General features: G+C 63.3%; 18 protein-coding genes. 13 read left to right on the top strand and 5 right to left on the bottom strand.

All coding sequences use genetic code 11. From position 1 onward, the window contains the following. Window positions 1-72: 72 nt before the first annotated feature. Window positions 73-1,473, top strand: coding sequence for an FAD-binding oxidoreductase (locus NKI24_RS14250; RefSeq protein WP_502901457.1), 1,401 nt, complete (start codon window positions 73-75; stop codon window positions 1,471-1,473). Window positions 1,474-1,508: 35 nt separating this feature from the next. Here the strand turns inward: NKI24_RS14250 and NKI24_RS14245 are convergent, their stop codons facing one another. The 3 genes from NKI24_RS14245 to NKI24_RS14235 all read right to left on the bottom strand — a co-directional run bounded on the left by NKI24_RS14245 (window position 1,509) and on the right by NKI24_RS14235 (window position 4,647). Further along, complete coding sequence (locus NKI24_RS14245) at window positions 1,509-2,438, bottom strand: pseudouridine-5'-phosphate glycosidase (protein ID WP_023676041.1); 930 nt, start codon at window positions 2,436-2,438, stop codon at window positions 1,509-1,511. A gap of 12 nt (window positions 2,439-2,450) precedes the next feature. After that, entirely contained in the window at window positions 2,451-3,560 is a 1,110-nt protein-coding gene (locus NKI24_RS14240; protein WP_352746053.1) for a carbohydrate kinase, read from the bottom strand. Between the two features lie 238 nt (window positions 3,561-3,798). Further along, on the bottom strand, window positions 3,799-4,647 hold the full coding sequence (locus NKI24_RS14235; RefSeq protein WP_352746051.1) for a MurR/RpiR family transcriptional regulator: 849 nt from the start codon (window positions 4,645-4,647) through the stop codon (window positions 3,799-3,801). 186 nt (window positions 4,648-4,833) lie between these two features. On the opposite strand from NKI24_RS14235, the gene murA reads away from it, so the two are divergent. From murA to NKI24_RS14190, 9 genes are all read left to right on the top strand, one after another. Continuing rightward, a complete protein-coding gene (gene murA, locus NKI24_RS14230) occupies window positions 4,834-6,090 on the top strand; it encodes a UDP-N-acetylglucosamine 1-carboxyvinyltransferase (RefSeq protein WP_352746048.1) in 1,257 nt (418 codons plus the stop codon). Then, window positions 6,087-6,977 carry a glucosamine kinase nucleotide-binding domain-containing protein gene (locus tag NKI24_RS14225; RefSeq protein ID WP_352746045.1) on the top strand — a complete coding sequence of 297 codons (891 nt, stop codon included), beginning with the start codon at window positions 6,087-6,089 and terminating at the stop codon, window positions 6,975-6,977. Before murA ends, NKI24_RS14225 begins: the two co-directional genes overlap by 4 nt. A 186-nt stretch (window positions 6,978-7,163) precedes the next feature. After that, window positions 7,164-8,087 (top strand): N-acetylmuramic acid 6-phosphate etherase, encoded by a 924-nt coding sequence (gene murQ / locus NKI24_RS14220; protein WP_352569444.1) that lies wholly within the window; start codon window positions 7,164-7,166, stop codon window positions 8,085-8,087. Window positions 8,088-8,186: 99 nt separating this feature from the next. Further along, entirely contained in the window at window positions 8,187-9,707 is a 1,521-nt protein-coding gene (locus tag NKI24_RS14215; RefSeq protein WP_352746042.1) for an ABC transporter substrate-binding protein, read from the top strand. A gap of 34 nt (window positions 9,708-9,741) precedes the next feature. Further along, window positions 9,742-10,701: an ABC transporter permease gene (locus tag NKI24_RS14210; protein WP_352452397.1), complete on the top strand. Its 960-nt coding sequence runs from the start codon at window positions 9,742-9,744 to the stop codon at window positions 10,699-10,701. Next, window positions 10,701-11,540 (top strand): ABC transporter permease, encoded by an 840-nt coding sequence (locus NKI24_RS14205; RefSeq protein ID WP_352746037.1) that lies wholly within the window; start codon window positions 10,701-10,703, stop codon window positions 11,538-11,540. The genes NKI24_RS14210 and NKI24_RS14205 overlap by 1 nt, the downstream gene beginning before the upstream one ends. Then, window positions 11,537-13,285: an ABC transporter ATP-binding protein gene (locus NKI24_RS14200; RefSeq protein ID WP_352746035.1), complete on the top strand. Its 1,749-nt coding sequence runs from the start codon at window positions 11,537-11,539 to the stop codon at window positions 13,283-13,285. The genes NKI24_RS14205 and NKI24_RS14200 overlap by 4 nt, the downstream gene beginning before the upstream one ends. 69 nt (window positions 13,286-13,354) lie before the next feature. Continuing rightward, complete coding sequence (locus NKI24_RS14195) at window positions 13,355-14,356, top strand: serine hydrolase domain-containing protein (protein WP_352746032.1); 1,002 nt, start codon at window positions 13,355-13,357, stop codon at window positions 14,354-14,356. A 5-nt stretch (window positions 14,357-14,361) separates the two neighbouring features. Beyond that, window positions 14,362-15,492, top strand: a complete 1,131-nt coding sequence (locus NKI24_RS14190; protein WP_352746030.1) for an anhydro-N-acetylmuramic acid kinase — start codon at window positions 14,362-14,364, stop codon at window positions 15,490-15,492. Here the strand turns inward: NKI24_RS14190 and NKI24_RS14185 are convergent, their stop codons facing one another. Then, window positions 15,493-15,921: a GNAT family N-acetyltransferase gene (locus NKI24_RS14185; protein WP_352743543.1), complete on the bottom strand. Its 429-nt coding sequence runs from the start codon at window positions 15,919-15,921 to the stop codon at window positions 15,493-15,495. Between the two features lie 49 nt (window positions 15,922-15,970). After that, complete coding sequence (locus NKI24_RS14180; RefSeq protein WP_352743545.1) at window positions 15,971-17,152, bottom strand: MFS transporter; 1,182 nt, start codon at window positions 17,150-17,152, stop codon at window positions 15,971-15,973. Between the two features lie 48 nt (window positions 17,153-17,200). On the opposite strand from NKI24_RS14180, the gene NKI24_RS14175 reads away from it, so the two are divergent. The 3 genes from NKI24_RS14175 (at window position 17,201) to NKI24_RS14165 (ending at window position 19,011) form a co-directional block, all read left to right on the top strand. Then, window positions 17,201-17,740 carry an Lrp/AsnC family transcriptional regulator gene (locus tag NKI24_RS14175; protein ID WP_352746027.1) on the top strand — a complete coding sequence of 180 codons (540 nt, stop codon included), beginning with the start codon at window positions 17,201-17,203 and terminating at the stop codon, window positions 17,738-17,740. A gap of 139 nt (window positions 17,741-17,879) precedes the next feature. Continuing rightward, window positions 17,880-18,419 (top strand): dihydrofolate reductase family protein, encoded by a 540-nt coding sequence (locus NKI24_RS14170; protein ID WP_352743548.1) that lies wholly within the window; start codon window positions 17,880-17,882, stop codon window positions 18,417-18,419. 10 nt (window positions 18,420-18,429) lie between these two features. Next, window positions 18,430-19,011, top strand: a complete 582-nt coding sequence (locus NKI24_RS14165) for an RNA polymerase sigma factor (protein ID WP_352743550.1) — start codon at window positions 18,430-18,432, stop codon at window positions 19,009-19,011. Window positions 19,012-19,111 lie beyond the last annotated feature (100 nt).

The raw sequence follows: 19,111 nt of genomic DNA, 5'->3' as shown, positions 1-19,111 counted from the left end.
CGTCAAGCCGCTCCTGCAATCCTCGCCGGTCTTCGCGTGCGTTGCATCGATATCTGCGCGCCAATAGCATCCGTGAGCGCCCTCTCCTCGCGAACCGCCGAGCTTCTGTCGCGACTTGAGGGTCGGCTGGATCGGTCCGCGATCGTCTCGGCAGATGAGGCCGGGCCGCGTTACAGGGAAGACCCCGACGGCAAAACCGGTGCGCGGCCGGAGGTCGTGCTGCGACCGCGCACTGCCGGCGAGGTGTCGGACATACTGCGCCTGTGCAATGAGGCGGGGCAGAGGCTTGTGGTCCAGGGGGGCCGGACCGGGCTTGCCGGCGGCGCTCGCATCCAACCCGGCGAAGCTGTGCTGTCGCTGGAGCGCATGACTTCCGTTGAAGCTCTCGACCGCGAGGCGGCGACCATCATCGCCGAGGCCGGCGCGCCGCTGCAAGCGGTGCAGGAAGCCGCCGATGCGGCCGGCCTGCTGTTCGGCGTCGACATCGGAGCGCGCGGCACGGCCACCGTCGGTGGCAATGTCGCCACCAATGCCGGCGGCATCCGCGTACTGCGCTACGGTATGTACCGGGCTCAAGTGCTTGGCCTGGAAGCGGTGCTTGCCGACGGCAGTATCCTGACCTCGCTCAAGGGTTTGGCGAAGGACAACGCCGGCTACGACCTCAGCCAATTGTTCATCGGCAGCGAAGGCACGCTCGGCGTGGTCACGCGCGCATGCCTGCGGCTGCATCCGAAGCCGGCCACCGAGATCAATGCCTTCTGCGCGCTTGCTTCGCTGGACGCGGCGATCACGTTGCTTGCGCTGCTCAGGCGGAAGCTCGGGCCCTTGCTATCGGCCTATGAGGTGAATTTCGCACCGCTCTATGGCGCCATGATCGCCGGCATGGAGGCGCCGGCGCCGCTGCCCGCCGGCTCGCCCGTCTATGTGCTTGCCGAGATACAGGGCAGCGAGCCCGACCGCGACGGCGAACGTTTTGCCGCGGTGCTGATGCAGGCGGTTGAAGATGGCGTGATCGACGACGTGGTCGTCTCGCAATCGCCGCGCGAATTCCGGGCGCTCTGGGCGGTGCGGGAGGAGGCCAACCGTTTCCTGTTTTCGATGGCAGGCCTGATCGGTGTCGATATCAGCATCCCGCTGGCGAGAATGGCGACTTTCCTGGGCGAAACAGAAGCCGCCATCAGGGCCGTCGACCCTAGCGCCGACATCTACGTCTTCGGCCATCTCGGCGATGGCAATCTGCATTATCAGGTCCGCACCGCGAATCCGGCGGCCGCATACGGCATCGTGTACCGCGGTGTTGCCACCGCCGGCGGTGGCGTTTCGGCCGAACATGGCATCGGCCTCGACAAGAAGGAATGGCTGCACCTTGTGCGCAGCGACGCCGAGATCGCGGCCATGCGCCGCCTGAAAGCAGCCTTCGACCCGAACAACATCCTCAATGCCGGGCGCATCTTCGACCTGGCGCCGGGCTGAAATCGAAGGCCGGTAGCGCTGGCCGGATGCTGTCTCTATCTGGTCGCGCTCTTCAATTCCGCATGCGCCACTGCAATGCGGGCAGCAAGCGCGGCGTTGTTGCGGACCAGCGCGATGTTGGCCTTCAGGCTGCGGCCTTGCGAAAGCTCATTGATGCGTGCGAGCAGAAACGGCGTTAGTTCTTTGCGCCCGATGCCGCGCTTCTCGGCCTCAGCCACGGCCGCTGCGATCGTGCCGTCGATGAACGCCGGATCGAGCGCGTCCGCTTCGGGGATAGGGTTGGCGACGAGAATGCCGGTGCCGGATTCCATCTCGTCATGCAGCAGCATGGCTCGCGCGATCTCGTCGGGCGTGTCGAGGCGATGATCGGCCTTGAGCCCGCTGGAGCGGGTGTAGAAAGCCGGAAAATCATCGCTCCCATAGGCGATCACCGGCACGCGCTGAGTTTCCAGATATTCCAGCGTCTTCGCAATATCGAGGATCGACTTAACTCCGGCGCAGACGACGGTCGTGCCGGTTTGGCCGAGTTCGGTCAGGTCGGCGGAGATATCGAAAGTGGCTTCGGCGCCGCGATGCACGCCGCCGACGCCGCCGGTCGCAAAAATGCCGATCCCGGCTAAAGCGGCGATCCGCATCGTCGCCGAGACGGTGGTTCCGGCCGAGCCGCCGCGCACCATGATGGCGGCGAGATCGCGCCCGGAAGCCTTGACCACGCCCTTTGCCGCTGCCAGCTCTTCCAGTTCACGGTCGTCGAGGCCAACCTTGATCTTGCCGGCGACCACTGCGATCGTGGCGGGCACGGCGCCGTTTTCACGCACTACGGTCTCGACACCACGGGCAGTTTCCAGATTGGCCGGATATGGCATGCCGTGGGTGATAATCGTTGATTCCAATGCCACCACCGCGCGGCCTTCATCAAGCGCAGCAGCGACTTCATCGTTCAGGTGGACAAGGAAAGGTTTCATATCATCTCGCTTTCAGGCAGGAATGCGGTACGTGCCGGCGGCAAGGAAGCGCGGCGACAGATCGGGATGGACGCTGGATTCGCTCTCGGTGGTCAGTGTGGCAAGCAGCGCGCCGGTGCGCACGGCATGAGCGACCGGCTCACCCGAAAGCACCTTGTACAGTGTGCCGGCGATCATCGCGTCACCGGCGCCGGTGATATCGACGGGCTGCGCCGGGACGGAGTGCATGGTCGTCACACCGCTCTCGGTCGCAACGGCAAATCCATGCGCGCCCACGGTCACGATCACCTCGCCGGCGCCGGCCGCGCGCAGCGCTGCCGCTGCTTCCTCCGGCGTCAGCCGCCTGTCGGCATCCGTCATGCCGAGCATCGTATTGGCCTCGTCATGATTGGCGAACAGAAGATCGATGCCGGTCAGGTCCTTCGGCAGGCGCGCTGATTTCGGCGCCGATACCGTGTCGACTGCGAGCTTGAAGCGCGTACCCTGCTTGCGCGACATCAGTGCTGCGAGGGTCGCGGCCGGCAGATTGCAGTCAATGAACACCCATGTCGCCGAAGCCAGATGCGGCCAGAAGCGGTCGAGATAGGACGACGAAAACAGATCGAAGATCTCCATGTCGGCAATGCCGAGCACGAGGTCGTTGTTGCGGTCGAGGATGGCCGCGTATTCCGCCGTCGGCCGTTCCGTTGTGGTGATGACCTGGCTGACATCGGCGCCGAGGTCGCGCAGATGCCGCACCAGTGAGCGGCCGGTTTCATCGTCTCCGACGATCGAGACGAAGCTTATGTCGACGCCGAGGCGGGCAAGGTTTTCGGCGACGTTGCGGGCAACCCCGCCGAAGCTGCGATAGCCGTCGACCGGGTTCGACGTCTCGAAAATCAGATCCTTCTTGGCGTGGTATTTGCGGTCGAGCACCGCGCCGCCGACGCAGACCATGCGCTTGGACGTCGGCAAGACGTAACCACGGCCGAGAATGTATCCCTTGTTGACGAGTTGCACGATGTGGGCCGCGACCGTCGAGCGGGCGATGCCGAGCATCGTTGCTATGTCCTGCTGGCCGGCGAATGGGTTCGCCGCAATGAGATCGAGAACCGCTTGTTCCTGTGCTCCAAGGTCGTCCATTGTCTCACCCGGCCGTCAAATTCGAGGCTGAACGCTTTCGCAACAACAGATGACATTGTCAACATTTGTTTCGACCGGCGGCATTTGACCAATCGGCGCTCCCGCGACTCTCTGCCAGCCGGACGAAGAAAGCGGGTGAGCACATTGAAGAAAGCCATTTCAGGAGGACGAAAGTTGCTCTTGTCGGCGTGCAGCGCCAGGGAGGAACTGAGGCCTTAACGCGAGACGGCGAAGAGCGCTAAGCCTTCAGCACCGAGACGGCCAATTCGCTGTTGTGGACGTATTCGTTGGCGTCAGGCTGCTTCTGCACGAGCAGGATGAACAGCAGGTCCGTCAGCGTCAGTTGTGCATCACGCGCAGTTATCGATGAAGAGCGCGCGCGCTCTTCATCGGCGATCGTGTGGAGGCGAATGTCGGCAACCCGGCTCAGCGGATTGTCGCGAAGTCCGGTGACGGAGATCACGGTGGTGCCACGTTTGCGGGCAAGTTCAGCTATCCGCAGGGTTTCGATGCTCGCCCCGGAATAGGAGAGCGCGAACAGCACGTCACCTCGTCCAAGCGTCGAGACATTGGCCATTTGCACATGGCTGTCGCTGTCGTGCAGCACGTTGCGGCCGAGCTTCATCAGCTTGTAGGAAAAATCGCGCGCCACCAGCGAGGATGCGCCGACGCCGGCCAAATGAATGCGGCGCGCACCGTTCAACGCTTCGAGGGCCTTGCCGATTTCCTGCTCGGTGTTGGCCGCGACGGTCTGCTGCATCGACAAAAGCTTGCTGCCGATCAGCTTGCGCAGGATGACCAGATAGCTGTCGCCGACCTCGATCGAACCGTGGATCATGCCGGCCGGCACGTGCCATTCCTGCGACTTGGCCTCACTGACGGCGAGCTTAAGCTCCTGATAGCTGGAATAGCCGAGCTTCTGGCTGAACTTGACGACGCTCGACTGGCTGCGGCCGATCTCGGCGGCAAGCGCCGCCGTCGACAGGCGGAGCATCTGGTCGGGATTATCGACGATATACCGACCGATCTCGCGGTCGCCGGGCGCCATGACTTCGAGCTTGGCCTCGATCTTCTTCAGGACGGACATGCGTTCCTCCATTGCCTGTCATCGACAATGCCAAGCCAAGGAATAAATTATTCCGTCTCTGATTGACAGCCAAGAATGAACCATCAAATCTCGACTGGTGCGGTTGCGGCCCAGCCTTCGGGCATGTCGACGATTCGGACATGAAAGATCGTAGACTCGCCGACAGCTCGGGATTAGGTCAGAGCCATGGACAAATTGCGGATCGTCGGCGGGCACAGGCTTGAGGGCGCGGTGACGATCTCCGGCGCCAAGAACGCGGCCTTGCCGCAAATAGCGGCGGCGTTGCTCAGCCCCTATCCGCTGCAGCTGACCAACCTGCCTGAGGTGACGGATGTCGACAACATGCTTGGCGTCGTCGGCCTTCATGGGGCCGAAGTCACCAGATCGGCGCATGCCGCCACAATCGATACCAGTGCTGCCGCTTCCAGGGAGACAAGCTACGATACCGTCAGGCGCATGCGCGCGACGGTGCTGGTTCTCGGTCCACTGCTTGCCCGCTTCGGCCATGCCCGGGTCTCGCTGCCTGGCGGCTGCGCGATCGGCGCACGGCCGGTCGACATGCATGTCGCCGCACTTGCCGCACTTGGCGCCGATATCGCGATCGAAAACGGACTGATCGTCGCGTCTGCGCCGGGCGGACTGAAAGGCGCGCGCATCGTTTTGAGCTCGCCGTCGGTCGGCGCGACCGAAACGGCGATGATGGCGGCGACGACGGCAAACGGCGAGACCGAGATCCTCAACGCGGCCCGCGAGCCGGAGGTGGCCGATCTTGCCGCCTGCCTGAACGACATGGGCGCGCGGATCGAGGGCGCCGGCACGCACCGCATCCTGATCGGGGGCGGCACAGACTGGCGCGCCGCCACGCACGACATCATCCCGGACCGGATAGAGGCCGGCACCTATGCCGTCGCAGCGGCCATCACCGGCGGTCAGCTCGAGCTGACCCACGCGCGGCTCGAGCACATGGCATCCGTCGTCCAGCTGCTCGAAGCAGCCGGTGTGAAAATATGGCCGGGCGACCGCGGGCTGATCGTATCGAGAGACGGGCCGCTCAAGGCGGTGGACGTGACGACGGAGCCCTATCCGGGCTTTCCGACCGATCTCCAGGCGCAGTTCATGGCGTTGATGTGCTGTGCCGAGGGCGCTTCGCTGTTGCGCGAGACGATCTTCGAGAACCGCTTCATGCATGTGCCTGAACTGATGCGGCTCGGCGCCAATATCAAGCTGCAAGGCACGATGGCGCTGGTGCGCGGAGGCGAGAAGCTGAAGGGCGCGCAAGTGATGGCGACCGACCTGCGCGCCTCCGTCTCGCTGGTGCTGGCAGCGTTGGTGTCGGAGGGCGAGACGACGATCAATCGCGTCTATCATCTCGACCGCGGGTACGAGCAGTTGGACCGCAAGCTCCGGCTGTGCGGCGCCCAGATCGAACGAATAAGGCAATGAGTGCCGGTGGGGCGTCTCCGCATTATTTCCTGGGCGTCGATGGCGGCGGAACCGGCTGCCGGGCGCGTATCGAAGACGAGGCAGGAACCGTGCTCGGGCAAGGCCTGTCGGGCCCGGCGACAACGCGACTCGGTATAGAGGTGGCCTGGGCCTCGATTGTCAAAGCCTTTGGCACGGCGATCGAAGAGGCAGGGTTCGCGGCGGCGGAAATCGCCAGGATCCGCGCGGGTATCGGTGTTGCCGGCATCGGCCGTAAGGGTGCGCTCGAGGCGTTTCATGCCATCGAACAACCCTTTGCGAGCATCGACTTCGTCAGCGACGGCGTCGCGGCTTGCCTTGGCGCGCATTCCGGCCAGGACGGCGCCATCGTCATAGCCGGGACCGGTTCGATCGGGCTCGGCTTTGTCGAAGGGCGCGACCTGCGCGTCGGCGGCTACGGTTTTCCGATTTCCGACGAGGGCAGCGGCGCCGATCTCGGACTGAAGGCAGTGCAGTTCGCCTTGCGAGCCCATGACGGCCGGCATGAGCGGACGGCGCTGCTGGCCGAGGTGATGCAGCGCTTCAAGGACGATCCGTTCGAGGCGGTGGCCTGGATGGACCGCGCCAGTGCGACGGACTATGCCGCCCTAGCGCCGATGGTGATCCGCCATGCCGACCAGGGCGATCCGGCCGGTCGGCGGATCGTGCAAGGCGCTGCCGAGCAGATCGACACCTTCGTGCGGGTGCTGTTCGAAAAAGGCGCGCCGCGGGTTACGCTGCTCGGAGGGTTGTCCAGCCCGCTTGAGCCATGGCTCGCTCCCGACGTCCGCCGACGGCTGAAGCCGGCCGACGGCGATGCGGTTTCGGGAGCCATAATCCTGGCCAGAAAATCCGTCTGCCGCCAGTGATGCCTTGCTCGGCAAGGAATATAATATTCCTACTTTCCGTTGACAGAGGGAATATCGAATTCTAAAAAGTTAACGAAACAGAACCGGCGCAGGCCGGTACGGAGCCGACGGCCAGGTGCAGGCACTGGACGCCGCTTGCCGCGGGCATCACAGTCCTGCTCGCAGTCGCACTTGAAAGTAAGCGAAGTGGTCGAACAAGGGTTGATGTCGGAGCTGGAGCGGCTGGTTTCCGAGGACCGGAACCCGAAAACCATGGACATCGATCTGTTGCCGACCCTCGAGGTGCTGCGCAAGATCAATGACGAGGACAAAGGCGTTGCGGCAGCCGTCGAGAAGGTCATCCCCGATATTGCTGCGGCCGTGGACCGGATCGTGAGCGCGTTCCAGAACGGTGCACGCCTTGTCTATATGGGGGCTGGCACCAGCGGCCGGCTCGGCGTCCTCGACGCCTCGGAATGTCCGCCGACCTTCGGCGTACCCGAGGACATGGTGGTGGGCCTGATCGCCGGCGGCGTCGACGCGCTGATGCACTCTGCGGAAGGCGCCGAGGACGATCCGAAACAGGGAATAAAGGCGCTGCAGGACATCAAGCTGACCGCTGGCGACGTGGTGGTCGGCATCGCTGTCAGCGGACGCACACCTTATGTGATCGGTGGCCTGACCTACGCCAAGGAAGTGGGAGCCACCACCGTGGCGTTGTCCTGCAATCCTCGATCGACCATTGCCGGCATTGCCGATATTGGCATCTCTCCGGTGGTTGGCCCGGAGGTCCTCACCGGCTCGACCCGGCTGAAATCGGGAACCGCGCAAAAGCTGGTGCTCAATATGCTGTCTACCGCCAGCATGATCCGCATCGGCAAGAGCTATCAGAACCTGATGGTTGACCTCAATCCAAGCAACAAGAAGCTTGTCGCAAGGGCGGTTAGGATCGTGATGCAGACGACCGGCTGCGCGGCACAGCAGGCACGACAGGCACTCGACCAGACCGGCAATGATGTAAAACTGGCAATCCTGGTGACGATCACCGGCATGGGTGTCGAAGAAGCACGTAAGGCGCTTGCCAACGCGGGAGGTTTCCTGCGCAAGGCGATAGGCGAAAAGACGGTGTAAGACCGCATGGATACTGGGCCGATGTTCCGGGGCGTGTGTCCCTTTGAAGCGGTCCGGGGAACTGCAAGGCATCTGGTTTAACAATAATGGGAGACGACAATGGTACGGCACATTGGCAAGAAACTGCTTTCCGGCATGACGCTCGCGGCAATGGTTGGCATCGCCGCGCTACCGGTGCAGGCGAGTGCGGCGACGCTGCATATGGCGTGGTCGCAGGACGCCACCGGTCTTGATCCGCACAAGCAGACGGCATTCTCCTCACTGCGGCTGCTGGAGCTGATCTACGAACCGCTGGTGCGGCTCGACGCAAACCTGCAAATCACGCCCGCGATTGCCGATTCATGGCAGTTCTCGCCGGACGGCAAGGAGCTGAGCTTCAAGCTCAATCCGAAAGCAAAATTCCAGAACGGCGCCGCCGTGACCTCGGCCGACGTCAAGGCATCGTTCGAGCGCATACTCGACGAGAAGACGGGTGCTGCGGCGCGCGCCAACTTTCTCTCGATCGCCAGCATCGACACGCCCGATCCCGCCACCGTCGTGTTCCACCTCTCGCAGCCGGACGTGCCGATCCTGACGGCGATGAGCGACGTCAATGCCGCGATCGTCCCGGCAAGCGAAATCGCGGCCGGCTCGATCGGCACGACAGCGATCGGCTCGGGTCCGTTCAAGCTCGAAAAATGGGATCCGAATTCCAAGGAAGTGCTTGTCGCCAACAAGGACTGGGCAGACGGCGCGACCGGCGTCGACGGCATCGAAATCAGCGTGCTGCCGGACGAGACGGCGATCCTGGCGGCGATGCGCACCAAGCAGATCGATTTTGCCCTGCTCAACGATCCGCTTGTCGCCACGCTGGTGCCCAAGGAAGCCAGCCTGCAGTTGAACCGTGTGCCGGTGCTTGCCTATCACGTGCTGCAGCTCAATCCCTCCCGCAAGCCGATGACCGAACTCAAGGTGCGTCAGGCGATTTCCTGCGCCATCGACCGGCAGGAAGTGCTGGACACCGCCTCGCTCGGCGAAGGCAAGGTCACCGGCCCGCTGACCATCCCGGCACTGGCGACCGATCCGAAGCAGTTGTTCTGCTATAAGCGCGACATTGAGAAGGCCAAGCAGTTGATGGCCGAAGCCGGCTATGCCGACGGCTTTTCGGCGACCGTGATCGGCGCCACCGGCGAGCCGCCGACGGCAGCGGCGGAAGCCCAGGTCATCCAGTCGCAACTCGCAGAAATCGGCGTCAAGCTCGACATCAAGATGATGGAGCTCAACGTCTATGTCGACGCCTGGCTGAAGGGCGATTTCGACATGGCCGTCGCGCTGAACGGCGGCAGGGCCGATCCCTACACTATGTACAACCGCTACTGGACCAAGACGGGCAATCTGCAGAAGGTGGCGAACTATATCGACGACACGCTGGACAGTCTTATGCAGAAGGGCCGCACCGAGACCGACCCGGCAGCGCGCAAAGCGATCTTCGCCGACTTCGAGAAGCACATCACTGAGATGTCGCCCTGGATCTGGCTCTACACGTCCTACAGCTACACGGCACAGCAGAAGAATATCGCAGGATTCGAACCGGTGCCGACAGGCTCGCTGTTCAGCCTCGCCAAGGTGACGATCCAGTAGCTGCTTTGATGCCGGACGAGAGGATATTCTTCGCGTGAACTATCTGATGCGGCGACTGGCGACCTTCCCTCTCGTCCTGCTTGGCGTGTCCATCGTGGTGTTCCTGGCGATCCGGATGGTTCCGGGCGATTCGATCACGGCAATGCTGGGGACCGAAGCCGGCCTGCTGACGCCGCAGCAGCGCGATGCGCTTGCAGCTTATTTCGGCATCGACCAGCCCTGGTTCATCCAATACTGGCGCTGGCTGCTTGGTCTTTTCCAAGGTAATCTCGGCATTTCGTCCACCTATGGCAGGCCGGTGCTCGACGTCATCCTCGAGCGTTTCCCGCTAACGTTGGAACTCGCCCTGCTGTCGATGGTCATCGCCCTGCTTGTCGGTATGCCGGCGGGGATCTTTGCCGCCACCCATAACGAAAAGCTGTCCGACCTCGGCGTGCGCGTTGTCGCAATGATCGGGCAGTCGACGCCGAACTTCGTCCTTGCCCTGCTGATCATCTACACACTGTCGGCGGGGTTTGGCGTTTTGCCGGCGATGGGCGAGTTTTCGCCGCTGTGGCAGGATCCGCTGCGCAATCTCGGCCAGCTGTTGCTGCCTGCGGTCACGCTTGGATTTGCCTTCGCGGCTTCGGTGACCCGCATATCGCGTTCGGCGATGCTCGATGTGCTCAGCGACGACTATGTCAGGACGGCGCGCAGCAAGGGCGTTTCGGCGCGCGGCGTCATCTGGCGGCATGCCTTGCCCAACGCGCTCATCCCGGTCGTGACGCTGAGCGGCATAGAGTTCGGCTACCTCCTGGGCGGAGCTGTCATCGTCGAGCAGATTTATGCGCTGCCCGGTCTCGGCCGCATGGTGCTGGATGCCATCCTGCAGCGCGACTACGCGCTGGTGCAGGGGAGCGTGCTGTTCATCGCCTTCAACTTCATGATCGTCAATCTCCTCGTCGACCTTGCCTATGTCGCGCTCGACCCGCGTATCCGGCTAAGCGAGCACTGATGGCGACATTGCGGGCTATATTTGCGCATCCCAGCGGCCGCATCGGCGGTGCGATCGTTGCGCTTTATCTGCTGCTTGCCGTGCTTGGCATGCTGGGGCTGACGCCGCACAATCCGCTGACGCAGCACCGGGTCGAGCGACTGCATGCGCCTGACGGCACCTACTGGATGGGCACGGACCTGTTCGGCCGCGATGTCGCAAGTCGGCTGATGACCGGGATCGGCCAGTCCTTCATCGTGGCCTTCTTTTCGGTCGCCGTCGCGACACTGGCCGGCACCGTGCTCGGGCTGGCGGCAGCCTGGTTCGGGCGCCGCTGGGACGGCCTGGTGATGCGCATCATGGACGTTGTGCTGGCGTTCCCGGCGATCCTGCTGGCGCTGTTGATCGTCGCGGTTGCGGGACCGGGAACCTCGACCAGCGTCATTGCCATCGCCATCGTCTACACACCGATCTTCACGCGCGTCGTGCGAGGTCCGGCTCTGTCGCTCAAGGCGCGCGAGTTCGTCGACGCGGCCCGCACGTTCGGCAGCAGTGCGGGCTATATCGTAACACGGCATCTGCTGCTCAATCTGGTGGCGCCGCTGACGGTTCAGCTGACGCTGGCGCTGGCCTGGGCACTGCTGACCGAAGCCGGCTTAAGCTTCCTCGGGCTCGGCACGCAGCCGCCCGCCGCGTCGCTCGGCCTGATGCTGAGCGACAGCCGCAATCTGATGGAGACAGCTCCCTGGCTGATGATCTTCCCGGGCGTGGCGATCATGATCGGCATCCTCGGTTTCAACCTGCTCGGCGATGCGTTGCGCGATGTCCTCGACCCGAAGATGCGGAGATCGATCGCATGATCCCGCTGCTGTCCGTCAGCGGATTGCGCGTCGGCTTCGGCCGCAACCCGCAAGCCAATGAGGTCGTGCGCGGCGTCAGCTTCGATCTCGCCGACGGCGAAACGCTGGCCATCGTCGGCGAAAGCGGCTCGGGCAAATCGGTTACGGCGCTGTCGATCAATCGCCTTGTCGATTATGGCGGCGGCCGCATCACCGGCGGGTCGATCAAGCTGAGGCGGGCCGACGGCAGCACCTTCGACCTGACAGCCGCAGCCGAGCCGCAATTGACGAAGATCCGCGGGGGCGAAATCGGCATGATCTTCCAGGAGCCGATGACCTCGCTCAATCCGGTGCTGACCATTGGCTGGCAGATCGAGGAATCGTTTCGCCTGCATCGCGGCCTGACCGGACGACAAGCAACGGCGGCAGCCAAGGACGCGCTCGACCGCGTCCGTATTCCCGACGCAGCGAGGCGGCTGAAATACACGCCCAACCAGCTGTCGGGCGGCATGCTGCAGCGGGTGATGATCGCCATGGCGATTGCGTGCAACCCGCGCCTGCTCATTGCCGACGAGCCAACGACGGCGCTGGATGTTACGGTGCAGGCGCAGATCATGGCGCTGCTCGCCGAGTTGAAGCAGGAAACCGGGATGTCGATGATCTTCATCACCCACGACATCGGTCTGGTTGCAGGCATCGCCGACAAGGTGATGGTGATGCAAGGCGGAGAAGCTGTCGAGCAGGGCGCATTGAACCCGATATTGGACGATCCGCAGCATCCCTATACGCGGCATCTACTACATGCGGTTCCGCATTTCGCCGGCGGCAGCGCGACACGCAGGGACGCGAAACGCGAAACGCAAAAAGCTGCCGAGCCGGCGCTGAAGGTCGATGGCCTCGTAGTGCGATTTCCGGTCAAGGGTGGGTTTTTCAGCCGCGCCAGTGGTGCCGTGCACGCGGTGGACGGTGTGGATTTCGAGCTAATGCCGGGCGAGACATTGGCGGTCGTCGGCGAGAGCGGTTCCGGAAAGTCCACCACCGCCCGCGCGATTCTGGGGCTGGTGCGCTCGACGCGCGGCACAATCTCGGCCAGCGTGCGCAAGGCCGCCGCCGGGCAGAGCGCCCTTCCCGTGCAGATGGTGTTCCAGAATCCCTATGGCTCGCTTAATCCCAGACTCACCGTCGAAAACCTCCTCGCGGAGCCGGTGATCGCTACCGGCGGACGGATAACTGCTGAAACGCGGGCGAAAATGGCTGCGCTGCTGAAACGCGTCGGCCTTCCGGAAAACAGCCTGCAGCGCTATCCGCACGAATTCTCCGGCGGCCAGCGGCAACGCCTGTGCATCGCTCGCGCGCTGATGCTCAATCCTTCGGTTGTCGTCCTCGACGAAGCGGTTTCGGCGCTCGATGTGTCGGTGCAGGCCAGGGTGTTGAAGCTTTTGATCGAGCTGCAGCGTGAATTCGGGCTGGCCTATCTGTTCATCTCGCATGACATGGCTGTCGTCGAGCGGATCGCCCATCGCATCGCGGTCATCTATGCCGGCCAGATTGTCGAGATCGGCGATGCCAGATCGGTGCTCTCGGAGCCGAAGCACTCCTATACCAAACAGCTTATCGCGGCCGTTCCTACTATAGACCGGCGGCATGAACGTTTCGAGCTGGACACGCGCCAGGTCCCCTCGCTCGTGCGTCCGCTGGGGTTTGAGCCGGGCCCGGCTAATTGGCAGCAATTCGGGCCGGATCATAGAGCACGGGTGGAAGCGTGATGATTGTCGCCCAAGGATATGAAAGGCCGGAGGGACAGCCCCATCGCTGCCTTCCAAACGGAGGCGTAGTTGATCGACCATGATTTCTTCTCCCGCGCATTCGCCCCGCTCGAAGCGGCCGTGGCCGCATCGCGCATTCCGGGCGGCGTGCTCGGCATAGTTGACGGGGACGGCGAACGCATCGTCCGGGCAATCGGCTCAGCCCAAGTCGTGCCCAAGATACGGCCGATGCATGTCGGGACATGGTTCGACCTGGCATCCCTGACCAAAGTCATCTTCACCACGTCGCGTATCCTGGCACTGGCGGAAGAAGGCGTCATCGACCTCGACGCGCCGCTGATTTCCGTCCTGTCCGACCTTCGCCAATATGACGAAAAGGCCTGGGAACGGAACGTAACGTTTCGCCAGTGTCTCGGCCATCAGACACCGTTTCCCGCCGTCGCGCCAATCTACACCTATGGGCGTGACCCCGAGCTGCTGCGCGCCTTCATCCTGCAGCGCGAATGGCAGGCTGGCGAGCCGGTCTATTCCGATATCAACTTCATCCTGCTCGGCTTCGTCCTGGAGCGCCTGTCTGGCAAGACCATTCGCGACATAGATCCCCGTCCGGGCTTCGCGTTCTCCGCCGAACCGGATCAAGCGGCGGCGACCGAAGACTGCACATGGCGCCATCGCGTGCTCTGCGGCGAAGTCCACGACGACAATTGCTCGGCCTTGCAAGGTGCCGGTCACGCCGGCCTGTTCGGAACGGCGGCTTCGGTCCTCGACTTTGCGCAAGGGCTGCTGGACGGGACCGGCGCGTCGCAGCGTTCGATCGCGCTAATGCGCACGCCCTTGTCGGCAACCCGCACCCATGGCTGGGAGCGACCCTACGAAGGCTGGTCCGGCGGCCGGTTATGCAGCCCCGAAACCATCGGGCATACCGGCTTTACCGGCACCGGGCTTTGGGTCGACTTCGACAAAGGCAGAGCCTGGAGCTTGCTCACCAACCGGATCCATCCGACACGTCATTTCAACAGCGGGATCGCAGCGCTTCGCCAAGCGGTCGGCGATCTCGTCAACGGAGCCTGACAACCATGAATCCGAAAAATGGCGAACCCATGTGGGCCGTCGGCCTGATGACCGGCACCGTGCTGGACGGCAATATCGATGTCGCGCTGATCAAGACCGACGGCGAACGGATTGACGACTTCGGCATCTACACGCTGGCCCCCTACCCGCAGTCGATCCGGACCTTGCTGGAAGAGACGCTGCGGCAGGCAAGGAGCTGGAATTTCACAGGGCCGGAACCGGCAATCTTCCACGAGGCAGAGGAAGCGCTGACGCGCGCCCAGTCCGCGGCGGTCAAGGATCTGGTCGAAAGCCACGGGCTGACGATGGCCGATATAGGGGTCGTCGGCTTCCACGGCCAGACCGTGCTGCACCGTGCCCCGCAAGTGGGCCGACTGGGCCAGACCCGCCAGCTTGGCGACGGCGAGCTGATGCATGCCATCCTTGGCGCCAGGGTCGCCTATGACTTCCGCTCGGCCGACATGCGCGCCGGCGGCCAGGGCGCGCCGCTGTCGGCCGCCTATCACGCCGCGCTGCTGCGCGAAGCCGACGCCACCGGCGACACGGCGGTGCTCAATCTCGGCGGCGTCGCCAACATCACCTGGTGGGACGGCACGGACAATGTTGTTGCCTTCGACACCGGGCCCGCCAACGCACCGCTGAACGATTTCATCAAATCGAAGGGGCTCGGCGAAATGGACCGCGACGGCGCCCTTGCCCGCGCCGGCACGGTCGACGAGGCACGGCTGGCCAAGCTCCTGCAGCATCCGTATTTGACCAAACCCTACCCGAAATCGCTGGACCGTTTCGATTTCGGCGCCTCGATGGCGGACGGAATGAACGCCGAGGATGGCGCAGCCCTGCTGACGGCCTTCACCGCGGCCGCCGTCGGCAAGGCGCTCGATCTTCTGCCGCGCCGGCCGAAGCGGCTGGTGGTCAGCGGTGGCGGTCGACACAACCCAACGATCATGGCCATGCTTGCCAGCCGCGCTGGCGTCGAAGCGGTTCCGGCCGAGGCGCTTGGCTGGAAGGGCGATGCGGTGGAGGCGGAGTGTTTTGCATTCCTGGCAGTGCGCGTGCTCAGAGGCTTGCCGATCAGCTTCCCCAGTACGACCGGCGTGCCCCAGCCGATGCGCGGCGGACGCCTTGCCAGCTAACTAAGCCAACAATTTCTTCTGCAGGAAGATGCGGCTGCGGCCAATGGGGAAATCGGCAAGCACGCCGAAGGGCAGATAGCCCTGGCGTTCATAGGCCTTGGCGGCCCTGGGATTGAACGTGTCGATCCAGGCGCCGTGACAGTCGCGCGCGATCGCCTCCCTCTCGGCCGCCTCGAGCATCCTGCCGGCCATGCGGTGACCGCGCAGTTTTTCATCGACCCAGAGCCATTGCACATAGAGCCAGCCCCAGGCGGTGTATCCCGAGATGCCGGCGACAATAGCGCCGTGCTCATCGCGCACGAACACGGCCAGTGTCTTCCTGCCGGAGGCACCGACATCACCGTCGTTGAACGCCGTAAGCCGCTCTCCAAGAAAAGCCAACTCGTGCGGCGAGGGATCGGCGGTTGTCTCAAGCGTTGTATTGTTCATCCGCCAAGCATCTATCGAAGGACGGGACCGAGACGCAAGCCTTGCTGCGCTATAGCTTCGGCGAACGCCACGCCGCTGCCGCAGCAGCGATTAGCACGAGCAAAGCTGCAATCACCGCCGATGCTGCAAAACCGAACGTGGAATAGAGCGGTCCGAACGCCGTGGTGCCGACGAACACCGCAAGATAGGTCACCGCGCTGTTCAAACCCATGATCGTGCCGCGACGCGCAGGGTCGAGCGCCGACAGGCGCATCACCAGGACGTTCAGCCCGAAATGATTGGCAAGGCCCCAGACGGCTATCACCGCTACGGTCAGATGAAAACTACTGCTTGCCGCGGCAATCACTACATAGACGACCGCGACAAGCAGATAGGCAAATGGCATGACACGCCGCGCGCCTAAGCGGTCGATAACGCCGTCAAGAAGTGCCGCCGTGCCAAAGCCGGCGCCATAGGCGAGCGCGGCAAGCCCATTGGCACTGACCGGCCGTCCCAAGCCGTTGTGAAGGTGATCGCCAAGATAGCCATAGACACCGTAGAACGCGGTCATGAAGGCGGCGCAGGCAACCAGAAGCGGCACGATGCCCGGAACGCTCAAGGCGCCCAGTGGCGTCGGCGCCGGGCCGCTCCTCCTGACATCGCTGAGCGACGTCAGAGACAGGCTGGCCAATGCGACTGCTGCGAGCACCGCGACCGCCGCGAAAACGGCGCGCCAATGTACCAGATCGGCAAGTACGGCCGACAGCGAAACGCCGGCGACCATGCTCAGCGTCCAGCCGGTCAGCACGACGCCTATGGTGCCGCTTTCACGACCGGGCGGCGCAATCGCGGCGGAGCTGGCATAGATTGCCGGCATGGCGACACCTGCAGCGATGCCGGCGAGAAGCTGGGCCGCGACCAGCGCCGTCACGGTCGGCGCAGCGGCGCTGGCGACGAGCGCTATCGCCAGCAGCAGCAACGCCCCTTGCAGCATGCGGCGGGCGCCAAACCGATCGATATAGCGCGCCAGGAACAAGGCGCTTGCCGACGTCCCGAGCCCGAACGCGGCCGACGCGATCATAACCGCCGGCACGATTGTGCCGAAGGACGCGGCCACCGCCGGCGCGATCGGACTGAGCACCAGCGAGTTCGAGCCGATCACGGCAATGCACCCCGTCAGCAGGTAAGCGAGTGCCGGGATTGGCGGCTTGGGGGCCGCTGCGAATGTGGCGACTTGATCAGTGTTCGACATATGGCAATAATGGCCGTATTAAATTCTGCATCAATCGGGAATTTTAATATGGATGAAGAAACAGATGGCATTCCGCAGAACAGGCCCGCCGCCCGCGATATCGATGCAACCGACCGAAAAATATTAGGCGTTCTGGTCGACGACGCCACGATCAGCTATGCCGAGCTCGGCGACCGTGTCGGCCTTTCACCGCCGGCAGCCCATGAACGCGTCAAGCGCCTCCGGCGCAGCGGCGCCATCCGCAACACCGCGGTCATCATCGATCCCAAGGCGGTGCACAAGCCGCTGCTTGCCTTCGTCCATATCGACACAAGGGGGTGGGGAAAGACGCCGGAGCTGATGGCAATCTCCGAACACCCCGAAGTCGAGGAGATCCATTCGGTGGCCGGCGACACATGCATGCTGATCAAGGTCCGCACCGAGGACACGCGGGCGCTCGAGGGCCTGCTGTCGCGCCTCTACGAAACACCCGGCGTCACCTCGACCCGAAGCTATGTGGTCCTGTCGACCTATCTCGAGCGGCCGGTGCAGCCGGGGATAACGACGGAATGGCCGACCCCCCGGCACATGGCCAAGCCGCTTTATTAGCTCAAACGATTCTCACGCGTATCCAAAGTCGAACCGGAAACGTCTCAGGCACTGCATCCTGTGGTCATCCGTCCGGCCGGTTCGTTTGCGCCGGTTCTTGGATCCGACGGGATGCCTGTTGCGCAACCGGAGACACGCGATGAGAAAATTGATCGTGGGCAGCTTCATTTCGCTGGACGGCGTCATCGAAGCACCAATGGAATGGGCGTCACCGTTCTTCGACGAGGAGATGAAGGAACACTCCTATGAAAAGGCCGGCGAGGCGGATTTTTTCCTGCTCGGCCGCGTCACCTACGAAATGTTTTCGGCGCGTTGGCCGCAGGTCAAAGGCAGCAAGTACATGGACCGCATGAACGGGCTGAAGAAGCTCGTCGCGTCGCGCAGGCTCAAGGCAGTGAGCTGGAACGCATCGCTGATCGAAGGCGACGTCGCTGCCGAAATCACCAGGATCAAGCAGCAGGCCGGCGGCAACATATTGAAGTATGGAGTGAGCAATCTCGACCAGACGCTGCTCGCCAACAGGCTTGTCGACGAGTATCAGCTCTCGATCGTGCCGACCCGCGTCGGCCCTGGCAAACGCGCTTTCCAGGATGTCGACCCGTCCCTGGTCAAGCTGGAGCTTATAGATACGCACCGTTTCAAGAACGGGGTCATTACGCTGACCTATGTCCCGCTATGATCCGTATGCCATGAAGATGCAGCCAGGACTTGACCCGACCGGGCTTTTCGACGTCCGCTACGCCGGTTTTCTGGAGACAGTCGCGCATTTGCGTGGACGGCTGCACCGCTACTGTGCACGCATGACCGGTTCAACGCTCGACGCCGAAGACGTGATGCAAGAGGCGCTGTTCGAGGCCTATCGGAAGATCGAGAAGCTGGACGATGCGAGTGCTCTTCGCCCCTGGCTGTTTCGCATTGCGCATAATCGCTGCATCGATTTCCTGCGAAGCCGGCAGGTGCGTCGGCATGCGGAGGCCAATTTCGCCGACGACGAGATCGTCCTGCCGGTCGAGCCGGCGGGCCAGGGCGCGGATCGCGCCATCGAGCGGCTGGTGACCCACCTGCCGCCCAAGGAGCGCGCCTGCGTCCTGCTCAAGGATGTCTTCGACTATTCGCTGGAAGAGATTGCCGATCTCGTCGGCTCGACCGTGGGCGGCGTCAAAGCTGCGTTGAACCGAGGCCGCTCTAAATTGGCTGCCTTGTCGGGCGAGTCGATCGTGCGTTCGGAGTGCCAAAGCGATCCGGAACTTCTGGAATTGCTTGTCTTATGACTTTCGCTGCCGAATGGGTCAGAAAGGAACGCTGAGAGAGGGTAGCCGCCCTCCCTCAGCGGCGAGGGTCGGATCGGTGGAATTGCTGACCGTTTGACGG

It is taken from the genome of Mesorhizobium sp. M0701 (assembly GCF_040320365.1).
GTDB lineage: Bacteria > Pseudomonadota > Alphaproteobacteria > Rhizobiales > Rhizobiaceae > Mesorhizobium.
The sequence above is the reverse complement of the archived record's forward strand: the minus strand, read 5'-3'. Positions and strand labels throughout refer to the sequence as shown.